This window comes from Nocardia sp. NBC_00511 (genome assembly GCF_045161165.1).
Classification (GTDB): Bacteria; Actinomycetota; Actinomycetes; order Mycobacteriales; family Mycobacteriaceae; genus Nocardia.
On the sequence record NZ_CP107849.1, the window covers coordinates 5,496,474 to 5,516,637 of the forward strand.

16 protein-coding genes are annotated in these 20,164 nt (G+C 68.7%); 4 read left to right on the top strand and 12 right to left on the bottom strand.

Translation table 11 applies throughout. The annotated features are described in order from the left end of the window. Positions 1–2 precede the first annotated feature (2 nt). From OG300_RS25775 to typA, 7 genes are all read right to left on the bottom strand, one after another. Positions 3–2,441, bottom strand: coding sequence for a nitrate- and nitrite sensing domain-containing protein (locus OG300_RS25775; protein ID WP_405485613.1), 2,439 nt, complete (start codon positions 2,439–2,441; stop codon positions 3–5). A 162-nt stretch (positions 2,442–2,603) separates the two neighbouring features. Next, on the bottom strand, positions 2,604–3,908 hold the full coding sequence (locus tag OG300_RS25780; RefSeq protein ID WP_405485614.1) for an FAD-binding oxidoreductase: 1,305 nt from the start codon (positions 3,906–3,908) through the stop codon (positions 2,604–2,606). A gap of 100 nt (positions 3,909–4,008) precedes the next feature. Then, positions 4,009–4,506, bottom strand: a complete 498-nt coding sequence (locus OG300_RS25785; RefSeq protein WP_405485615.1) for a hypothetical protein — start codon at positions 4,504–4,506, stop codon at positions 4,009–4,011. Further along, a complete protein-coding gene (locus OG300_RS25790; protein WP_405485616.1) occupies positions 4,503–4,661 on the bottom strand; it encodes a hypothetical protein in 159 nt (52 codons plus the stop codon). The genes OG300_RS25785 and OG300_RS25790 overlap by 4 nt, the downstream gene beginning before the upstream one ends. A gap of 12 nt (positions 4,662–4,673) precedes the next feature. Further along, a complete protein-coding gene (mshB, locus tag OG300_RS25795) occupies positions 4,674–5,573 on the bottom strand; it encodes an N-acetyl-1-D-myo-inositol-2-amino-2-deoxy-alpha-D-glucopyranoside deacetylase (protein ID WP_405485617.1) in 900 nt (299 codons plus the stop codon). Beyond that, on the bottom strand, positions 5,570–7,342 hold the full coding sequence (locus OG300_RS25800) for an ABC transporter family substrate-binding protein (RefSeq protein WP_405485618.1): 1,773 nt from the start codon (positions 7,340–7,342) through the stop codon (positions 5,570–5,572). The genes mshB and OG300_RS25800 overlap by 4 nt, the downstream gene beginning before the upstream one ends. A 228-nt stretch (positions 7,343–7,570) precedes the next feature. Further along, a complete protein-coding gene (gene typA, locus OG300_RS25805; protein WP_405485619.1) occupies positions 7,571–9,469 on the bottom strand; it encodes a translational GTPase TypA in 1,899 nt (632 codons plus the stop codon). 169 nt (positions 9,470–9,638) lie between these two features. Between typA and OG300_RS25810 the strand changes: the two genes are divergently transcribed. Together OG300_RS25810 and OG300_RS25815 are read left to right on the top strand one after the other, a co-directional pair. Next, a complete protein-coding gene (locus OG300_RS25810) occupies positions 9,639–9,815 on the top strand; it encodes a hypothetical protein (protein ID WP_405485620.1) in 177 nt (58 codons plus the stop codon). Positions 9,816–9,835: 20 nt separating this feature from the next. Then, positions 9,836–10,129, top strand: a complete 294-nt coding sequence (locus OG300_RS25815) for a 4a-hydroxytetrahydrobiopterin dehydratase (protein ID WP_405485621.1) — start codon at positions 9,836–9,838, stop codon at positions 10,127–10,129. Here the strand turns inward: OG300_RS25815 and OG300_RS25820 are convergent. Further along, positions 10,071–11,399, bottom strand: a complete 1,329-nt coding sequence (locus OG300_RS25820; RefSeq protein WP_405498677.1) for a mannosyltransferase — start codon at positions 11,397–11,399, stop codon at positions 10,071–10,073. The two genes, OG300_RS25815 and OG300_RS25820, sit on opposite strands and share 59 nt — an antisense overlap. 239 nt (positions 11,400–11,638) lie before the next feature. Between OG300_RS25820 and OG300_RS25825 the strand changes: the two genes are divergently transcribed. Then, on the top strand, positions 11,639–12,394 hold the full coding sequence (locus tag OG300_RS25825) for a hypothetical protein (RefSeq protein WP_405485622.1): 756 nt from the start codon (positions 11,639–11,641) through the stop codon (positions 12,392–12,394). A 113-nt stretch (positions 12,395–12,507) separates the two neighbouring features. Further along, entirely contained in the window at positions 12,508–12,867 is a 360-nt protein-coding gene (locus tag OG300_RS25830) for a hypothetical protein (RefSeq protein WP_405485623.1), read from the top strand. A gap of 192 nt (positions 12,868–13,059) precedes the next feature. Here OG300_RS25830 and OG300_RS25835 read toward each other — a convergent pair whose 3' ends face one another. From OG300_RS25835 to OG300_RS25850, 4 genes are all read right to left on the bottom strand, one after another. Further along, positions 13,060–13,785 (bottom strand): DUF1906 domain-containing protein, encoded by a 726-nt coding sequence (locus OG300_RS25835; protein ID WP_405485624.1) that lies wholly within the window; start codon positions 13,783–13,785, stop codon positions 13,060–13,062. Between the two features lie 264 nt (positions 13,786–14,049). Further along, positions 14,050–15,252, bottom strand: coding sequence for a hypothetical protein (locus OG300_RS25840; protein WP_405485625.1), 1,203 nt, complete (start codon positions 15,250–15,252; stop codon positions 14,050–14,052). 157 nt (positions 15,253–15,409) lie between these two features. Then, entirely contained in the window at positions 15,410–16,021 is a 612-nt protein-coding gene (locus OG300_RS25845) for a CHAP domain-containing protein (protein ID WP_405485626.1), read from the bottom strand. Positions 16,022–16,154: 133 nt separating this feature from the next. Beyond that, positions 16,155–20,018 (bottom strand): BTAD domain-containing putative transcriptional regulator, encoded by a 3,864-nt coding sequence (locus OG300_RS25850; protein WP_405485627.1) that lies wholly within the window; start codon positions 20,016–20,018, stop codon positions 16,155–16,157. Between the last annotated feature and the right edge of the window lie 146 nt (positions 20,019–20,164).

Here is a 20,164-nt window from a genome sequence, read left to right on the forward strand (position 1 = left end):
TGTCATTGCCGAGGATTCGAGTCGGGGTCGGTGAGCGGGCGGCGTCCCTGGCGGGAGCCCTGCGATATCGCGCTCATCCGGTTGCGGGCCTCATCGGCGGTGCGATGCCGAGTGGCGATGCCGTCGGCGGGCGCGGCGGCCGGACCGTCGGCGGGCGCGGAGCCGTCGCCCGCCGGATCCCGGTCGCCGGTCGCCGCCGAGTTCCGCTGTCTGCGTGGCAGTTCCGGGCGATCGCCGGGGAGCTGCGGGGAGGCGGGCAGGCTGATCACCGCCATCGGCGGGCGGGCATCCGCGGTGCGGGGTCGGGTGGCCGTCGCGGACCCGGCATTGCCCTGGAACGACGGGATGCGCGGCATCGGCACCGAGTCGGTCTGCGGCTCGGTCGGCCAATCGAAGATCCCCGGATTCGGCTCCGGTCTGCGCGCAGCGGACACCAGCAGCGCCGTCGGAATCAGCACCACGGCTCGCACACCGCCATACACCGAGTCCGCCAGCCGCACCGCGATATGGTGTCGCACAGCCAATTTCGCGACCACGAACAGGCCGAGCCGGGAATCACCGGACAGGCTCACCACATCCGCGGTCGGCGGGCTCGCCAGCAGCGTATTGCGCTGCGCGAACTCGGCTTCCGACATGCCGAGACCCTGATCGATGACCTCCACCGCCACCCCGCGACCCACCACCACCGCGGACACCGCGACCGCCGACTGCGGCGGCGAACAGGCGGTGGCATTGTCCATCAGCTCGGCCAGCAGGTGGATCACATCGGCCACCGCGTGACTGGCGATCCACACCTCCGGCATCCGGGCCGGTTCGATCCGCTTGTAGTCCAGGCTCTCCGCGACCGCGCCGCGCACCAGATCCACCAGCGCCACCGGATTGCGCCAGCGCCGCCCCGGCTGCTCGCCGCCGAGAATGATCAGGTTCTCGGCGCTGCGCCGGGCCCGGGTCGCGAGATGGTCGAGCTGGAACAGCAATTCGAGCTGATCGGCATTGCGCTCCTCGCGCTCGGCACGGTCCAGCAGCGCCAACTGCCGGTGCACCACGCCCTGACTGCGATGCGCGATATTCAGGAACAGCGCGTTGATTCCGGCATGCGTGCGCGCCTCGGCCGCCGCCGCGTTGACCGCCGCCAGGTGGGCGCGGTTGAAGGCCCGGGCCACCTGGCCCACCTCGTCGGTGCCGAAGTCCAGGTGGGTGACCTCGGCGGCGTCCACGGTCTCGCCGCGGCCGATCCGGTTGATCAGCTCCGGCATCCGCTCGTCGGCCAATTCCAGTGTGTCGCGCCGCAATCGGCGCATGCGGCCGATGAAACGATTGGCCAGCACCAGCGCCGCCAGGAAGGCGAGCGTCGCGACCAACGCGACCGCGGTGCCACCCAGGATCGAATTCCGGGTGTCCTTGTCGCCCTGCTCGCGGGCCACCACGTGCGCGTCGCGGCTCTGGTCCTCCCACAGCTTCTGCAACGCCGCCCCGACCTGACCGGAGGCGTCCTGCCAGACGGCCAGCGACATCGGCAGCGGTGCCGGCTTCGAAACCGTCTTGGTATCACGTGTTTTCGCGCCGGTGTCGGTGCTGTCGGACAGGCTCTGGACGAACGGGCCGCGTACCAGGATGGCGTCCTGCATGGCGGTCACCTGCTGCCAGGCCGGGCCGCCCATGATCGCGGTCAGCTGATCGAGGCGCTGCCCCTTCAGCACGCTGGCCGCGTAGGCCACCTCACCGCGGAATTCGCCCACCCGGTGGCTGAATTCGACCAGCTGGGTGGAGGACAGCTCCTCCTCGGTCAGCGCCACCGCGCCCAGGGTATCGGCCTGCGAGAGCGCTTCGGCCGCGCGCAGCGGCTCCACCCCGTAGCTGAGTTCGATGCCCAGCTTGGCCTCCGGCGCGACCCGGGCCGCCAGCATCGAGGCGGCGATGATGGTGCCGATCACGCCGGTGAAGAAGGCGAACACCTGATCCGCGGGCGCCTGCCGGGCATCGACTCCGGCCCGGATGGTCGGCACCATTGCGAAAAGCTTGCTGTAGCCCTCGATCTCGGCGGCCGAACCGTCCGGGTTCAGCGCCGCGGCCGCGTCGCCCTTGGCCTTGACCGCCGCCAGCCCCGCGTCCGAATGCTGCCGGGCCTCCACCAGCGCGGTCGCCGCGTCCGGGTCACCGGCCAGCCGCAGCATCGACAGCCGCCGCTCCTCCTGGAACGCCGAGACCATCAGGATCGCGGGTGAGGTTGTGCTGCTGGCCAACTCGGCCCACTGCTTGGATTCGCGGGCCGTCTCGACCAGATAGACGGCCGCACCGATGCCGATGGCCATCAGGGTGACACTGGAGATGAGCACGATGGACAGCAGCCGGACCCGGACGCTCAGCCAGCCCCGGATCCTGCGGTCACTCGAATCGGTGCGGTGACCGAACGATTGCCGCAGATTCCGCCAACTGCCCACTGTCAATCTTCCCGCTATTCGAACGCTGCCGCGCCACACCTCGCACCGCACCGCCGAATTGAGCGATTCGTCACGCTTCCTTTGCAGGAGAATAACGGATAGATCCCGAATCAACCACAGTCTGAAATCATTTGGCTGAACCTGCGGGATTCGGAGGTTTATTCAGGCGGATACCGGGAAGTTCGACCGAATCACCCTGTGCGGGTCCCGGTTTCGCTTGACCTCGCGCAACCGGTCCAGCGTCGGCTCAGCGAACGCCGCGGCAGCGGACTCGCCGGGGGCCAGGAAGGTGAACGGCTTCGCGGGCGCGATCACCCCGCCGAGCGCCGACACCACCGCATCGACCTTGTCCCGCACCGCATCCCGCAGCTGCGGCAGCCCCAGGCCCAGCAGGTACACCACGTACGGCGCGGTCACCGGACCCCGCGCGCCCGCGGTCGGACGCGCCAGCGCGCCACCGAGATGCCGGACCTGAATATTGATCAGCGGCGCGACCGGCGACTGCAACAGTGCCTTCACCGCATCGTCGTCGATCTCGGTGAGCAGTTCCGCCCGCGAGATCGACGGGCTCGGAGCGGTCGGCTCCGCGGTGATCGCCCCGATCTCGGCCACCGACAGCACGGCCCGGGTATCGCTCACCGCGCCCCCGAGGCGATCGATGCCCGCCACCAGCTCGCGCCCCGGCTCCGCATCGCCCAGGTAGGCGACATCGAGAGCCACCATCTCGGGAGCACCCGGGAACTGGAAGCGTTCGAACCACACCGACAGCTCGTCGGGAGCATGAGAGGTCAACTCCACGAACAACTCCCACACCTCCGGCAGCCGCTCACCCGGCCACGTCACGCGCCCGCCGTACACGACCGGAACGGGGAACAGATCGAATTCCAGACCCGTCACCACACCGAAGTCACCGCCGCCACCGGACAGCGCGAAGAACAGCTCCGGATCCGACTCGGCCGTCACCTTCGCCTCGACGCCCTCGGCGTCCACGATCTCGAACGCCCGCACCGCCTCCGAGGCCCAGCCGTACTTGCGGCCGAACCAGCCCAGGCCGCCGCCGAGCGTGTAGCCGGTCACGCCGACCACCGGATTGCTGCCAGACAGCCCGGCCAGCCCGTGCTCGGCCGCCGCCGCCTGCACCTGCCCCCACTGCGCACCCGCACCCACGAACGCCCGCCGCGCGGCCACGTCGACGCGCACCTCGTTCAGCAGTCCGGTGCGCAGCAGAATCGCTTCCGCGACATCACCGCTCGCGCCGTGCCCGGTCGGCTGCGTCACCACCGCACGGCCGGAGTCGCTCGCGAAACGCACCACCGCGACCACGTCCGCGACATCGACGGCCTCCACCACAGCGGCCACCGGCTGCGTCACCGCCACGTTCCACGGTCGCGCCACGTCCTCGAAATCCGCGTCGCCCGCGACCAGTACCCGGCCCCGGACCGTCTCGCGTAGTTCGTCGAAACCCATCGCCACTCCTCGTATCAGCTCCGAAAGTCAGCTTCACCAGGATGACGAAGTACACCGACAAGGTGTGACATGACCTTCGCGGATCGAGATCCGGCGGGGGTCACTTCCCGGCCGCGGCCAGCCGCACCGTGGCACGGTAGTAGAGATACAACCCGGCGGGCAGCAGACCGCAGATCAGCAACAGCATGGTCGGCCAGTCACCGATGAGCAGGCTGTAACCGCTCGGACTGAACCCGGCGCACACCAGGAAACCGACCGCCCACACCAGGATCGGCAACGCCATCACCGACGGCTTCTGCGACACCGCGCCCATGCCCATCACCAGCAGCACGTTCACCACGGCGGCGACCAGCGCCGTCACCGGGACCGCGATGGCACCCGAGGTCGCCGACGAGGCCAGTGGGCCGGACGCCAGCACCGGAGCCGTTTCCGGCAGGTTCGCGTGCCCGGCGTAGATCGGCAGGAACAGCACCTCGAAGCCGAGCGTGATCACCGCGTCGGCCACCAGCAGCACCCCGATCACGCCACCGAGCAGCTGACGCAGCGGTGGCGTGTCGAGCAGTGATTCGCGCTCGCGGGCCTCGACGGTCGTCGTCACGGCACCGGCGGGAAGCCGAGCAGGGTCAGCAGGTGACTCTGCATGTCCAGGAAGCCGTACAGGACCGACAGGTACAGGTCGTGCTGCGCCTGGAAGTTGGGGCGCTGGCTCTCGACGAACGCCGCGATCGCGTTCTGAAGGTCCCAGTTGTACATAGGTTCAGTCTCTCATTCCAGCCCGGCGAAAAGATCGTGTTCACGGCCGTCGGGGCCCAGCGGTCCGCGCTCCCCGCGTACCAGAATGTAATGCTCCTCCGGCAGCACCGGTTGCGCGATGTCGTTCGACAACGCGAACTCCCGGCCCGAGGGGGCCACCGTCACCTGGGTGGCATGCGCGCGCAACGCCGCCCGCTTGGCCGCCAGCACCTCGGACACGTCCACCGTGGTGGTCACCGATTCGGCCGGGACACAGGCCAATTCACCGTTGTGCGGCAGCCGCCAGCCGCGCGGCAGCGCACCCGGCAACTGATCCACCGTGCGCCGCTTGAGCGCCTCGGTGTGCATGCCGAGCACGGCGGCGTCGGTGACCGTCCAGTACAGCTTCGGGACCGTCCAGCCCCACTCGGCGGCGGTCGCGACCGCGGCCATGGTGATCTCGTGGGCGCGAATGTGATCGGGATGCCCGTACCCGCCGCGCGGGTCGTAACCGACCACCACCCGCGGCCGCAGCTCCAGGATCGCCTGCACCAGCGCGTCCAGCGCGGCCGTCCCCGAATTCACGAACGCGCGCGGGTTGCGCGCCGACGGCGTGCCCGCCATGCCCGAATCCCGCCAGCGGCCCGCACCACCCAGGAAGGACGGCGGCCCGGCATCCAATTCGGCCAGCGCACCGGTCAATTCGTGGATGCGGTAGCCGCCCAGCTGATTCGCCTGATCGGCGACCAGGTGCGCGTACTCGTCGCCGATCACCTCACCCTCCTCACCGAGGGTGCAGGTCAGCACGGTCACCGGGATACCGCGGCGGCGATACAGGGCGATGGTGCCGCCGGTGGTGATGGATTCGTCGTCGGGATGCGCGTGCACCAGCAGCAGGCCGTGCGTCGCGGTACCCGGGTGAGCACCGGTCACGGCAGCCGCCGCCAGTTCGCGGCATCACCGAAGATGCCGGTCTGGATGGCACCGCTCAGCGACGCGCCGTCGACCCGCGGACCGGCCGCGGCGACCTGGGTGTCCTGCACGATCGGCAGGGACGTCGCCATGTCCCAAAGCCTGGGCTCGGCGTCGCCGATCGCCTTGGGCAGGTCGATGCCGCGCAGCGCGTTGTCGATCTCCGGCTGCAAGGTCGGATCGCAGACGCCGGACAGGTTGGAGGGAGCCTTCTTCGCGCCCTCCACCACGGCCGAACTGCCGCTGTCGCCCGGCGGTTGCACGGGGGCGCAGCCATAGCGGGAGGCCAGCACGGTCGCCGGATCCTCGCCGGTGCGCTCCCAGCCGACCACGGCGTCGATCCCGGCGTCGGTCAGATCCTTGCCGTAGAGCTGCGACGCCGTCACGCTGCGCACGATCACATCGATTCCGGCACTGCGCAATTGGTCCGCTGCGGTGTTCGCGACCGCCAGCGTGGTGGTGTCACCGTCGACCGCGCCCAGCCGCACCGTCAGCGACTTGCCGTTCTTGGCCAGCGGACGCGGTTGCGGCGCGGGCGAAGTCGAGGACGGCGCGGCGGGAGTCTCTGTCCCACGGGCGAATCCGGCCTCGGCCAGCAGCCCGAACGCCTCGTCCTGACTCAACCGCGGCGGCTCGGTCGCCACGTAGCCCGGGTCCGAGGGCGCGAGCACCTGCGCCCGCACCGGCTCCACCCAGCTGCCCGTCTGCGCGCCGACCGTGGCCAGCAGCACCGGATCGAGCAGGCCGAGCACCGCGCGGCGCACCCGCACATCGGCGAGATCGCCGGTGCGGCCGTTCAATACGAGGGCCATCTCGCGCGACTGCGGCATCATCGCCGTGCGCACCGACGGAATCGCCGCCAGCTGCGCCTGCAACGCCACCCCGCCGTGCACCAGCGCCATCTGCGCGTCCCCGACCCGCAGCGACTCCGCCACCTGCGCGGGAGTTCCGCCGCGCCGCAACAGGATCTGATCCGGCACCGCGGGTGTACCCCAGTAGCGGTCGTTGCGTTCGAGCAGGATCTCCTCGCGACCGCGATCGGCCTGCTTGATCCGGAACTGCCCGCCCGACACCCGAATCGTGTCGACCAGGCCCTGTTCGAAGCCGGAATCCTTGATCAGATGCTGCGGCAGCAGATCCGAGAACAGTTGCCGCCAAGCGGGATACGGCTCGTTCATGGTGACAGTCACCGTCTTGCCGCCCGCCGAGGACGCGATGTCGGAGATCAGCCGATAACCCGCCGGATCGACCACACCGGGATACGAGATCATCTGCTGCCAAAGGTATTTGAAATCCTCGGCCGCGATCGGCGCACCATCCGACCAGGACGCCTCGTTCTTGATCGAGTACGTGATGGTGAACGGCTCCTGCGAGGTGACATCCGCCGACACCATCAGCGCCGGATCCAGGATCCAGTCGGTACCGCCCGCCACACCCGGCGTCGGGCTGGGCCGGAACGGGCTCGGCAACACCATCGACGCGACGGCCGCCGTCGCGGGCGACTGCTGCGAACGCAGATGCGGATTGAACCCGATCCCGATGTCGTCCACCGCGACCACGACCGAATTCTTGCCCGGCTTGGCGGGCTGAGTCTTCGGACTGTCGGTGGATTCGATCGGCGGAGGCGGGTTCGCGGTGCACCCGGTCGCAACCGCCAAGAGGGTCGCCACCAGCACCAGCAGCGCACGCAACGTTGCATGCTTCCGCGGCCCTTTGCTCACGTTCGGCACTCTACTGGATCCACCTTCTGTGCCAATTTGCCTCCGCTTCGCTACGGCTGTTCGCGGCCCTCTGGGCCCCGGTCTTCCCTCCCTACACTCCTCCGCTTCGCTCCCCCGCTCCGGTCAGTCCAGACCGGGGCGGGCCGCGAACCTCAGGTGGGCGACCGAAATGCGGATGCCTTTGGGTTGTGACCCAAAGGCATCCGCATCTTGACTACACGAACGGTGACGCGATCGCTAGTTGGTCACAGCGCGATCGCGGGCCTTGCGGCGAGACAGTTCGCGACCACGCTCGGTCGCGCCCAGGATGACCTTGCGCACGCGCACGTTCTCCGGGGTCACCTCGACGCACTCGTCGTCGGTGCAGAACTCCATGGCCGCTTCGAGATCCAGCTGCAGCGGCTTGGCGAGGGTCTCGAACACGTCGGCCGTGGCGGACCGCATGTTGGTCAGCTTCTTCTCACGGGTGACGTTGATGTCGAGGTCCTCCGAGCGCGGGTTGATGCCCACGACCATGCCCTCGTAGGTGTCGGCGCCCGGCTCCACGAAGAACTGACCGCGGTCGGCCAGCTGGATCATGGCGAACGGGGTGACCGAACCGGCCCGGTCCGACACCAGCGAACCGGTGTGGCGGGCGCGAATCTCGCCGGCCCACGGCGCGTAGCCGTTGAACACCGCGTTGGCGATGCCGGTGCCGCGGGTGTCGGTGAGGAAGTCGGTGCGGAAACCGATCAGACCGCGCGACGGCACGATGAACTCCATGCGCACCCACCCGGCGGAGTGGTTGCTCATCTGGACCATCTTGCCCTTGCGGGCGGCCAGCAGCTGCGTGACGGCACCGAGGTACTCGTCCGGGCAGTCGACGGTCAGCTCTTCGAACGGCTCGTGGATCTTGCCGTCGACGTTCTTGGTGACCACCTGCGGCTTGCCGACGGTCAGCTCGAAGCCCTCACGACGCATCTGCTCGACCAGGATGGCGAGCGCGAGCTCACCACGGCCCTGGACCTCCCAGGCGTCCGGACGGCCGATGTCGAGCACGCGCAGCGACACGTTGCCGACCAGTTCCTGGTCCAGGCGGGACTTCACCATGCGGGCGGTGAGCTTGTGGCCCGACACCCGCCCGACCAGCGGCGAGGTGTTGGTGCCGATGGTGACGGAGATCGCCGGCTCGTCGACGGTGATCTTCGGCAGCGCGACCGGGTTCTCGACGTCGGCGAGGGTGTCGCCGATCATGATGTCCGGGATGCCCGCGATGGCGACGATGTCACCGGACACGCCCTCTTCGCCCGGCAGACGCTCGACGCCGACGGTCTTGAGCAGTTCGGTGATCTTGACGGTCTTGACGCCGTCACCGTGCATCCAGGCCACGTTCTGGCCCTTCTTCAGGGTGCCGTTGTAGATGCGAACCAGGCCGATACGACCCAGGAACGGCGAGGCGTCGAGGTTGGTGACGTGCGCCTGCAGCGGCTTGTCCGGGTCGCCCTTGGGGGCGGGCACGTACTTCATCAGGACCTCGAAGAGCTCGTCGAGGTTCTCGGCGTCCGGCACGTTGCCGTTCTCGGGACGCTTGGTGGACGCGACGCCCGCGCGACCGGAGGCGTAGAGGACCGGCAGGTCCAGGGCGAGCTCGGCGGCTTCGCTGGCCTCGTCGTCGAGGTCGGAAGCGAGGTCGAGCAGCAGGTCGTGGCTCTCCTCGACGACCTCTTCGATGCGAGCGTCCGGGCGGTCGGTCTTGTTGACCACCAGGATCACCGGCAGCGAGGCCGCCAGCGCCTTGCGCAGCACGAAGCGGGTCTGCGGGAGCGGACCTTCCGACGCGTCGACGAGCAGCACGACGCCGTCCACCATGGACAGGCCGCGTTCCACCTCGCCGCCGAAGTCGGCGTGGCCGGGGGTGTCGATGACATTGATGACGGTGACCGATCCGTCGGCATTATGCCGGTGAACAGCGGTGTTCTTCGCGAGAATGGTGATGCCCTTCTCGCGCTCGAGGTCACCCGAGTCCATCACTCGGTCGACGAGTTCGGCGCGTTCGGCGAACGCGCCGGATTGCCGGAGCATGGCGTCGACCAGTGTTGTCTTGCCGTGGTCGACGTGCGCCACAATGGCCACGTTGCGGAACTCGACAGACGACACGTTTGATTCCTCCTGGTGAAAAGTCTGATGCCGACCCGGGTGGGTCTCATGCGTGGGGCTGCCTACTTCGAGACATGGCGAGCGCCCACCGGGCATGCGGCGAGCTACACATTACCGGGAGCCCCAACTCACAGGTTTAGCGCCCACGAGTTAGGTTAAGCTAACCAACATGGGCAAGGTGAAGGCGAAGCACGTCTCGGGGTTGAAACCCAAGAAGAAGTGCTGCCGTAAGAAGACGCGGTGCCTCAAATGTCCCGTGGTCATCATGCGCATGAAAAAGCTGGAGGCCACCGGATGCTGTGGCAAAGATCTGAAGAAGGGCCTCAAAGCCGCGCGCGCCGCGTGAATCCGGAGTAGACCGGGACCATGAGTCCCGCGCTGCTCTCCGAAGACGACATCGCCAAGGCCCTCACCGAACTCCCGAGCTGGAATCACGTGGGCGACAGCCTCACCCGCACGGTGGAAGCATCGTCATTCCTGGGCGGCGTCGAATTGGTGCGCCGGGTCGCGCTCGCCGCCGAGGCCGCCAATCATCATCCCGATATCGATATCCGTTGGCGGCGAGTCACTTTCACGCTCTCCACCCATTCGGCGGGCGGCCTCACCCCGCTGGATGTGGCACTGGCTCACGAGATCGATCGGCAAGCGGCGCAGAGCTGAGCCGCCCGGCCCGGATGATCCAGACGAACAGGGCCAGCACGCCGATCACGTCCACCGCGCCCAGCCACGACAGGATGCCCGGCCGGGAGATGGTCCAGATCGAATGCTGGAAGAACCCGAGCACCCACGGCACGCCGATCACGGTGACGGTCAACCAGAATCCCGCCAGCACCCGCGCCCCCGCCGCCTCCCGCAGCGGACCGTAGAGCAGCCACAGGATGACCGGGATCAGCCAGATCCAATGGTGCGACCACGAGATCGGCGACACCATCAGGCCGAACAGCTGCACGATGAGCAGGGTGCCCAGCCGATCGTCGGAAGCCAGTGCGCGCCAGGCGAAGAACGCGAGCACCGCGGTCACCAGCACCGCCGCCAGCCACAGCGGTCCGGACACCACATCGTGGCCGACCAGGCGGCTGAGCGCGCCGCGCAGCGACTGGTTGGTTGCCGAGCCCACCGGTCCGATGCGCCGGGCATCACCTAGCAACTCGCGGAAGTACTTGTTGGTCTCGTCCGGTGAGATCGCATAGGTCAGCACGATGGTCCCGGCGAACGCGAGCGCCGAGTAGACCGCCGCCGCCCAGCGCCTGCGGGCCAGGAAGTACAGACCCGTCACCGCCGGAATCAGCTTCACCCCGGCCGCCGCGCCCACCAGCAGGCCCGATACCCAGGACCGGGTGCTGCGCACCGCCAGCATGGCCAGCAGCACCAGGAAGACATTGACCTGTCCGTAGTCGAGGGTGGTGCGCACCGGCTCCAGCCACAGACCGATCGCCGTCCACGCGACAGCCGCTGTGCGCCAAGACGATTCACGCATGGCCTCACTACCGACCAGCATCTCGAACGACAGCCACACCACACCGAACAGCGCGGCCACCGTCGCCAGCAGCCAGCCGATGGCGATCACGCCGAACGGCAGGAAGTGCAGCGGATAGAACACCAGCGCCGCGAACGGCGGATAGGTGAACGGCAGCGGAAAGTCCGGTGTCTTACTGGAATCCGTGTAGTCATAGAGGGTTCCGCTGCCGAAATTCGCGGAGCCGTCGACATAGACGTGCAGGTCGACGAAGTTCATGCCGTTGGGCAGCAGCAGCACCCACAGCAGGCGGACGAGCACCGAAATACCCAGTGCCGCGACGGCCAGGCGACGGTGATTCACAGGACGCGTCGATTCACGGCACGGACTTTCGGCTCGGGCGGTCAGCGGCGGAATTGATGCCGACGAACGCGGCGGGCGGGCGCGGTCAAGGGTAGCCGCACCCGTGGATATACCGGGGATCGCGGGTCATTGTCTGTAACATTTGCATCACTGACCACATCAGTAACACGGAATCTGGTCAGCCGTTCGATAGCGTGGCCTGATCTAGTTCGCCAAGATCACACCGTGGCTGTACAACAAGGCAACCCGGTCCCTAGAGTGGCGCGGAGCGATGTCTCCATCGCCGCTAGATGTACCCGAAGGTAAGGACGGCTACACCAGTGCTTCGCACCCGAGGATCGCGATTCGCGATGTCCGCGTTGGCTCTTGCGGCCAGCGCCGCCGTCGCCGTGCCTACCGCCTACGCGAAGCCCGCGCAGGCCCCTCAGCCCGCCTCGTCCATTCCGATGGTCCCCGAGGGCGTCCCCGTCGACGCGCTGGCTTCACTGGTTCCGGCCATCATCGGCGCGGCCGCCGGTCCGGCCGACATCGCCGACGCCGGGCCCAAGAACGCCATTCTCGCGCAGGCCAAGCAGCTGCTGCTGTCGTCGAATCTGCCCGATTCGCTCAAGACCACGCTGACCGCGATCATCACCTTCCTCGACGGCAGTGGCGGTGGCGGACCGGACATTCCGAAGGACGGCCCGGTCATCTCGCAGTTCCTGTGGCCGACCATCGGCAAGGGCTGCATCTCGGCCTCCGCCGACTCGGTGGGCACCGCGCTGGCCGTGGGTGGCCCGGCCACCCTGCCGCCGCCCGGACCGGGCGCGGGTCAGACCGGTTTCGTGTTCACCGCGCTGGGCACCAAGAGCCCGACCGACCCGCAGCCGTCCCCGATGACCGTGCAGTGGCTCAACCTGGACACCCGCGCCAGCGGGGTGCAGAACCTGACCGACGACGCCAAGATCAACCCCGGCGGACCGGCCACCATGTCGGCGATCGCCAACACCGGCTCCGGCCGCGTGGTCGCGGTGGTCTCGGGTTCGCTGACCACCCAGGCCGACCCGGAGACGCAGCCGATCACCTGCTCGTTCCTGCCGACCATCGGTTTCTTCACCGTCGCCTGAGCGAAAACTCAAACGTAGCGAAGCTTTTCGCCCCCGTTCGCCCTCGACTCCGGTCGGTGCGGACGGGGGCGAAATCGTTTCCGTCGAGTGCCGCCTGTGGTAGACCGCTATATATGGCCGCTGTGACTCACCCTTCGCGGGGACTGCAATCGCGCCGATCGATCCTCTCGATTCGCTCGGAGGGATCGATCCTGTCGATCGGCTCGGCGTACTCGATCCTCTCCATCGGCAGCGTCGGCTCGGTGCTGTCGATCGGATCCGCCGGCTCCTTCGGCTCCATCCTCTCCTCGGCCTCGTTCGCCAGCCTCAGCTCGGCCTTCTCCGGCCTGTCCCGCTTCTCCCTGTTCTCCTGGGCCGGTGACCGCCAGGTCTTCTCGAACGACCGCGACACCCCCGACCCCCACTACACCCTCCGTGTAGTCCCCGAAGAGCCGGATCTCGTGGCGGACCCCACCTGCCACTGCCAGACCTAGTACTCGAACAGCACTGAACAGACTCGCGCACTGCGACTTCGAGCGCTGTGGCCCTGCCCGCCGAGCCCACCCCTGGGCGCTGACTCGGGCTCCTTGTTGTGGGCGGGCAAGCCGAGAGCGCCTCTTCCCCTTGTCTGTTCGTGCCTCGCTGCCGTCAGGCAGCGAGGCACGAGAGCCGCCGAGAGGTGGCGATCACCACCACTGGCCGTATTGCGGGACCAGGACCGAGTTCACGTCGACCGCGATGCCGCCCACCTGGCGCTTGTCGATCTCGAACTGGTGCAGGTGGGCGTCGGGGTGGACGTATCCGGCCGGGGTGCCCCAATTGTGTTGCCAGTAGAAGGCGCCCAGGCCGGTGTCGGTGAGGTTGTCGATGGTCGGGGAGTTGGCGTAGACGCCGGTGCGGCCGTGGCCGATGACGGTTTCCCAACCGCGCAGATAGGGCTGGATGAGGGTGTCGAATTCCTCGTCGCTGGGGTTGTCGTCGATGGAGGCGTAGATGGGTGCGGCGTCGGGGCCGCCGGCCGCCTTGTGCAGCACCAATCCCCTTGCGGCGTGCTTCAATCCGGCTTCGTAGCCGCCGCGCCAGTCGGCGCTGGGTCCCTTGCCGAACTGGTAGCAGGACACCACCGACAGCCCGGACGAGCGCAGCGCGTCGACTTCGCGTGAGAGCAGGGGCTTGCCCTCCATCCATTCCGCGCCGGGTCGCCGGTCGGAGACGTAGCGGATGACGCCGAGATGTCCGTCGTCACTGATGGATTGGGCCGAGGGCACGCCGCCCGCGTAGTCGAGCAGGGTGCCGAGGGATTGTTTGGCCGCGGCGGTGGCGGGCGGGAGCGTCAGCCCGGCGGCGCCCGCGGCCGCGAGAATCGTCGCGCCGGTCAAGAAGTTCCGGCGATTGACATGGACAGTACGCATCACGGGCTCCTTCGCACACTCGCTGGTCGAACTTGCCGATAGCGAATGCCGGGAGACTGCCCGATCCGCGACCGGTGGATCTACTGCGGCGTGCCCGGCGCACCTTCCCCGATGAACAACAAGATCATCCGTGCGCCGGGAGCCCTGAACGTGTCCTCATTTCACCACACTCACATTGGAATCGCCAGGCTCATGAGGCACAACGGCACCATATGTCACATCCCCACGAAAACGGGCGGAATCGAAAAATTGGCGAATGTGCAGCTAACGGACGCGGGTGGCGTTCAAACGCGCGCCGACATCGATGGTCCGACGCGACACGTCGGCCACCTCCTTGCGCACCACCGACGCCACCTGCACGGCGATCTGCTTGCGCATCCCGGCGATCTTGCCCAGCGCGGCGGCCCGCCAGCCCTCGGCGGTCATCTCCAGATCGATGTCCCGCGCCGACGGCGGCACCGCGTCGATGACGATCAGCAACGGTTCGGCAGCCCGCGCGGTGAGCGCGACCGGCACCTGTACCTCGGCCCGATAGCGGTTGGTCTTGAGCACATCCACCGAGATGTCGAGGGTCACCGGAATGGTCAGCTCGAAGCGCACCAGCGCGGGATCGTGCGGCTCCGGCTCGACCTCGGGTTTCGGTGCGGTGCTGGGCAATTCGGCGATCCGCGGTTCGGGTTGCGGCAGCACCGGCCGGGGGTCCGACACCTTGGGCAGCCGGACACTGCCCTGCACCCACACCTCGGCCTTGTTGCCGGGTCCGGTGCGCAGCGGGCCGACCTCGATCGGCTTGCCCGCCAGGTTCTCCACCACCTCCCGCACCCGGTCCGCGGTCACGATGCGGCTGAAGAAGCGGCGGCCGAATTCGTCGTAGCCGATCCAGTCGTGGGTCGGGCGGCCGCGATAGGCCGAATCCGTCCCGTTGAGAATGGCTTCCACGTCGAAGGTGCGGCCGCGCTGCGAATCCGGGTCGGCGAGAATGCCGTTGACGCGGTTGGCGACCTCGTTCTGGATGAGCTTGGCGATCGGGTCGAGCAGCACTTCCCAGGCGGTGCCGATGGCCTGCGCGCGCATCACGAAGCTGACGTCGCGGCCGGTGACCGGGGGAATGTCGATGACGATGAGCAGCGGGTCGGCGGTGCGCGCGTGCATGTCGAGGTCGATCTCCACCACGGCTTCCAGGCGCAGCCGCTGCCCGCCCAGGGTGACGTCGACCCGCAGTTTCACCGGGAGCATGACGTCGAAGTGCACGTGTGGCCCGCGGCGCACGATGCTGGGTTTCCCGATGCTGCCCTTGGCCACGAAGCGGGCGAGTCCGGCGGGGCCGATTCCGAAGGGACCGATGGTCATCCCGCGTCCGGCGACGCTCGAGACCGCTGACTCGATCCGGGATTCCGTCACCGCCGCCGCCACGAACCGCTCGCCGAATTCGGCGTAGTCGATCCATGTCGGTTCTTCGGACGTCATCCAGCTTCTTTCGTCGGGCGGGGATCCCTGTCCTGCCGATGAGGGGGCAGCAGGACAGGGACCGATCGGCAGCGCTGCCGGGCGCCACCGAAACCCATCGTAGGCGGAAGATGTGTCGAGTTGTACACCCCGCCCCGCGTGTTTCCAGAATGTGGAATCAGCGTGTTCCCAATGAACCGAATCCGACCAGGCCAGTTGTACCCGATGCACGGAATTCGTGGATGGCAATGCCCCCACTTTCTCCGGCCTCATTGCCGCCTACGGTAGTGATGGTATCCCCATCCACGGCGACAATGATATTCGTGTGCTGATGGAAGACGCTGTGATCGCTGTACATCACCACGTCACCGACATGCGGCAGATAACTCGAGTTCGCTTCCTGGAAACGATGCTGTCCCCGGAAGTACTCCTCCAAGGTGTTGACGCCGGGAATCCGCCACGACCCGGAATTGGGATTGCTGAATGGTTGTCCGGCCTCGCGCATCACCCAGCTGACGAAGTCCGCGCACCATGGTTCGTCGATGCCCCCGGAGTATTTGTCCCGCCCACTCTGCTCGTCGAATTGCTGTCGCAGCACTTCGAGAACCCGCGTCTGCCCGGCGTCGAGCCCGCCGCGGTCCGCGTCCGGGAAGTCGTGCACGAGATTGCCCGCCATTTCCCTGGGCCCGAAGGGCTGTGGCTGCCGCTGGTGCTGCTGCAGCCAGCGCACGCCGGTCACCCCGCCGACCGCCAGCACCGCCACCAGTACCAGCGCCACCGTGCCGATCACCCGCCACCGCCGCGCCGGGCGGCGTGATCGCACCGGATCTTCCTGTCGAAATGCCATGCTCGTCCTCCCCTTTCGGCCGTTTTCCGGCCTGAAGGTAAGACGCGCGGCGCGACGTCCGAGTTCCCTCGGCAGTTCAGTTCCGGTGCACCAACCGACCCCGTCCGGCGGGTCCCAGTCGACTGGCCTGCATGAGCCCCACTCCCGGGGGCGCGAGTTCGACGAGTTCGGATTGCAGCCGCGCCTGCAGCATTTCGGCCTCGGCGCGGAAAGCGGCCGCGCGCTCGTGATCACCGAGGAAGGCCGCGAGTTCGGCGAGCACGTAATCCATGGGTCCCAATACCGAAGCGCCGGTTTCCAATCCGCACACGGTGCCGGAGTAGTGCAGCAGTTGCCGGTAGAGGTCGAGGGCTTCGGCGGGTTCGTCGAGGGCGATGGCCAGCCGCGCCTTGACGGCGGTGAAGGTGGACCAGAACTGCGGCGCCAGCGGGGGCGCGGTGGCCAGCACCCGGCGTGCCTCCTCGGGCTGCCCGGCGTGCACCAGGGCCAGTGCGTAGCCGTGGATGAACAGTTCGGGCTTGATCGCGGTGCGCTCGCGCAGATCGGTCAGGTAGTCGGAGAAGTCGTTGCGCAGCCAGCCGAGCGAGATGGCGATGCCGACGTGCAGGGCGTTGGGGTCGCGGGTGGGTTCGGCCGCGCCCTCCCCGGAGTGCGCGACGAGGTCGTCGAGGTCCGCGTAGCCCTCGGCGAGCAGCTTCAGCACCTCGTCGGTGTTGCCGCGCAACAGTTCCAGCACCATGCCGAAGGGTGCGATGGCGTCGAGCAGGTGCCGCAGCTGGCCGTCGGTGGCGTAGGCGCTGGCGTCGCGGGCGTGGTCGGCGGCGGCCACCAGGTCGGCGTCGGCGAGGGTGGCCCGGAACAGCAGATAGTGTGCGAGCGCGCGGAATTCGGTGAGTTCGGCGGCGGTGGCTTCGTCGAGCAGCCGGGTGGCGTGGCGGCGCAGGTCGTGGGCGCGCAGGAACCCGCCGGCGGCGAACGCCGCGAACGCCTGCGCGTTGATGACGGTGCACAGCAGGTCGGGATCGTCGAGGGTTTCGGCGATGGTCATGGCGGTGGCCGCGGCGATGCGCGCCGCCGAGGGGTCCTCGATGGCACGGTCGAAGGCATTGGTGACCTGCAACCAGACCCGCGTCTCCAGGGGTAGTTCCGGGTCGGAGAGCGCGTCGCGCAGCGGTTCGCGTAGTCGCGGGTCGGGCGTGTGCCAGTCGTGCACCGACCAGATCAGCGGGGTCGGCCAGCAGGTGGCGGCGTGCGCGATCAGGTCTGTGCCGCCGATGGATTCGGCCAGATCCAGGGCCTGCTCGCGGGCCGTCCGCGCCGCGATGTGCTGCCCGTCGTAGGCCAGCGCGACCACGAGCTCGCACCGCGCCTCCAGCAGCGCGAGGCGATCCGCCCGTGGCGCACCGGCTTCCGCGTGCCCGGCCAGGTCGTGCAGCGACAGCGCCGACCGCCACCGCCGCACCGCGTCGGCCCGCATCCGCCGCTCCACGCACCGGCGCGCGGCGGCGCGCACGTACGGCAGTGCCACCGAGGCGGTTTCACCGTCCGCACCCAGTGCCCCGTGATGCGCCAGCGCGTCGATGTCGACGCCCGGCGGCACCGAGACCGTTTCCCATGACGACAGTGGAACCGACGCCCCGGACCAGGCCTGGTCACGTTCCTGCGCCCCGGATCGGAGCAGCTCGCCGCTGTCCGGGCTGCGCCGGGGTTCGATGCCCGAGGCCGCGTCATGCGCGCTGCCCGATGTTCCGCTGTCGATACTGTCGGCGGTGCGCTCGGGTGAGCCGGCGGGTCGGGTCCCGGTCTCCTTGTTCGGGATGGCCGGGCGCGAATTCGCCTGGCTGCCCGCAGTTCTCCGGGGTTCCCCGAACGTGGCCGCCACCCGGTCCGCGCCGTGCAGAGCCGACAGCGCCCGGTCGTCGTAGGTGATCGCGGCGGGCTGTTGTGCACCGAGCAGGGCCGCTACCACCTGGTCGGCACCGCGCAGGGCGGACAGCGCCCGAGTCCCTTCGCGCGGTGCGGATCGAGTGCCGTCGAACCCGGCCGCGGTCCCGGCGGGCGAGCCGGATTCGGCGGCGTCGTCGGATTGTCCGGTGCCGCGCAGGTATTCGAAGGCGGACCAGTGCATGCGGGCGCGGCGCAGGGCGGGGATGTCGTAGTAGACGGTCTCGCGTACGAGGGCGTGGTCGAAGGTGACGCGGCCGCTGCGGTCGGTGCGCAGCAGGCGGGCGGTTTCGGCGGTGTCGACCAGATCGATGACGGTGTCGGCGGAGTGCGCGACGGACGCCGCGAGGGTGGTGATGTCGCTGTCCTCGCCCCAGACCGAGAGCTGGCGCAGCAGGTCGACGACCTCGGCGGAGAGCTGGGAGATGCGGCGGCCCAGCAGGTCTCGCACGCTGTCGGGCAGGGCGTCGGTGCTGCCCTCGGCGGCGACCAGTTTGGCGAGTTCGCGCACGAACAGCGGGTTGCCGCCGGTGCGACGGCGCAGCAGTTCGACGGTGCGGTCGTCGAGGGTGGTGAGTCCGGCGGCCGCGGCGGCGCGACGGGTGCCCGCCATGTCGAGGCCGTCGAGTTCGATGCGGTCGGCGGTGAAAAGCGCCAGGGCGGCGGCGGTATCGCGGACTCCGGCCCCGGCCTCGGTGCCGCGCAACGTGGCGACGATGAGGATGGGCCGGTCGCGCAGCCAGTTCACCACCTGGCGCAGCACCTGCAGGGTGGCGGTGTCCGCGCCGTGCACATCCTCGAGGACGATCACCACGGGGGTGACGGTGGCGCGTTCCCGGCAGGACCGCACCACCCGCCGGGCCAGCGTGAAAGCGTCGGCGGCGGTGAAGGTTTCGGGGTCGGCGGCGTCGAGTCCGGTGAGGACCTCGGCCCAGGCCCAGGCGGGCGGCGCGCTCTCCACCTCGGGGCAGCGGCCGAAGACGGTGGTCCAGCCGCGTTCGGCGAGCTGGGTGGCGATGGCGGCGGTGAGGGTGGTCTTGCCCGCCCCGGCCTCACCGGAGAGCCACACCAGCCGCACGTGTCCGGCGGCGGCGCTGTCGGCGGCGGCCAGCACGGCCGCGCGCTGGGTGGCATATCCGCTGTCCGGCAAGGGTTCCGGGGCGGGAGCGGGGGCGGGTTCGACGGGCCGCAGCACGATGGGCGCGGTGACGGTCTCGGCGTCCACCGAGTGGGTGAGGATGGCGGTTTCCAGTTCCCGCAGTCCGGGCCCGGGATCCACCCCGAATTCGAGGGTGAGGAATTCGCGGAGGCGGCGCACGGTGGCGAGCGCGTCCAGCGACTGTCCCAGTCGGTACTGCGCGAGGGCCAGCAGCCGCGCGCATTCCTCACGTCCCGGATGTTCCTCCAGGATGGGCCGCAGTGCGAGCACCACCTCGGCGGGCCGGTTCAATTCCAGGGCGGCCTGGGCGCGCAGTTCGGCGGCGGTCAGTCGCAGGGCGTGCAGCCGGGCGGCTTCCTGTGCCGCCCAGGGCATTCCGGGGAAGGATTCGAAGGCTCCACCGTGCCAGCAGGCCAGGGCCGCGTCGAGTACCCGGCACTGCTCGAGCGGGTCGGGCCGCCCGGCCGGGTCGCGCATGGCGGCCTCGTGTCCGTGCAGCAGCTGTTCGAAGTGCCACGAATCGACCTGCGCCGGTTCCAGATTCAGCGCGTAGCCGTGCGATTCCGAGACGATGATGCGCGAGTGCGCGCGCCGCGGCCGGTCGGGTTCGAAGACGCGGCGCAGGTTGTGGATGTACACCTGGAGCGCGGCAACGGCTTTGGCGGGCGGGTCGCCGTGCCAGAGGTCGTCGATGAGCCGGTCGGTGGGGACCACGCGGCCGCCCGCGGCGACGAGTCGTCCCAGTACCGCGCACTGCATGGGCGCGCCCGGCGGCACCCGCTGTCCGTCGAAACCGATGTGCAGTGGGCCGAGCACCCCGAGCCGTATGACCGCCATGCTGTCGCCCGACCCCTTACCCACTACGAATAAAACCAAACAGGATCCTCTCAATATGGCAGAAATTCTGCGGCAGTACCCAGTCTTGTGACCGGGCTTAACTCGATGCAAAGTCGATCTGAAGAGTCATCCCCCACACTGCCTAG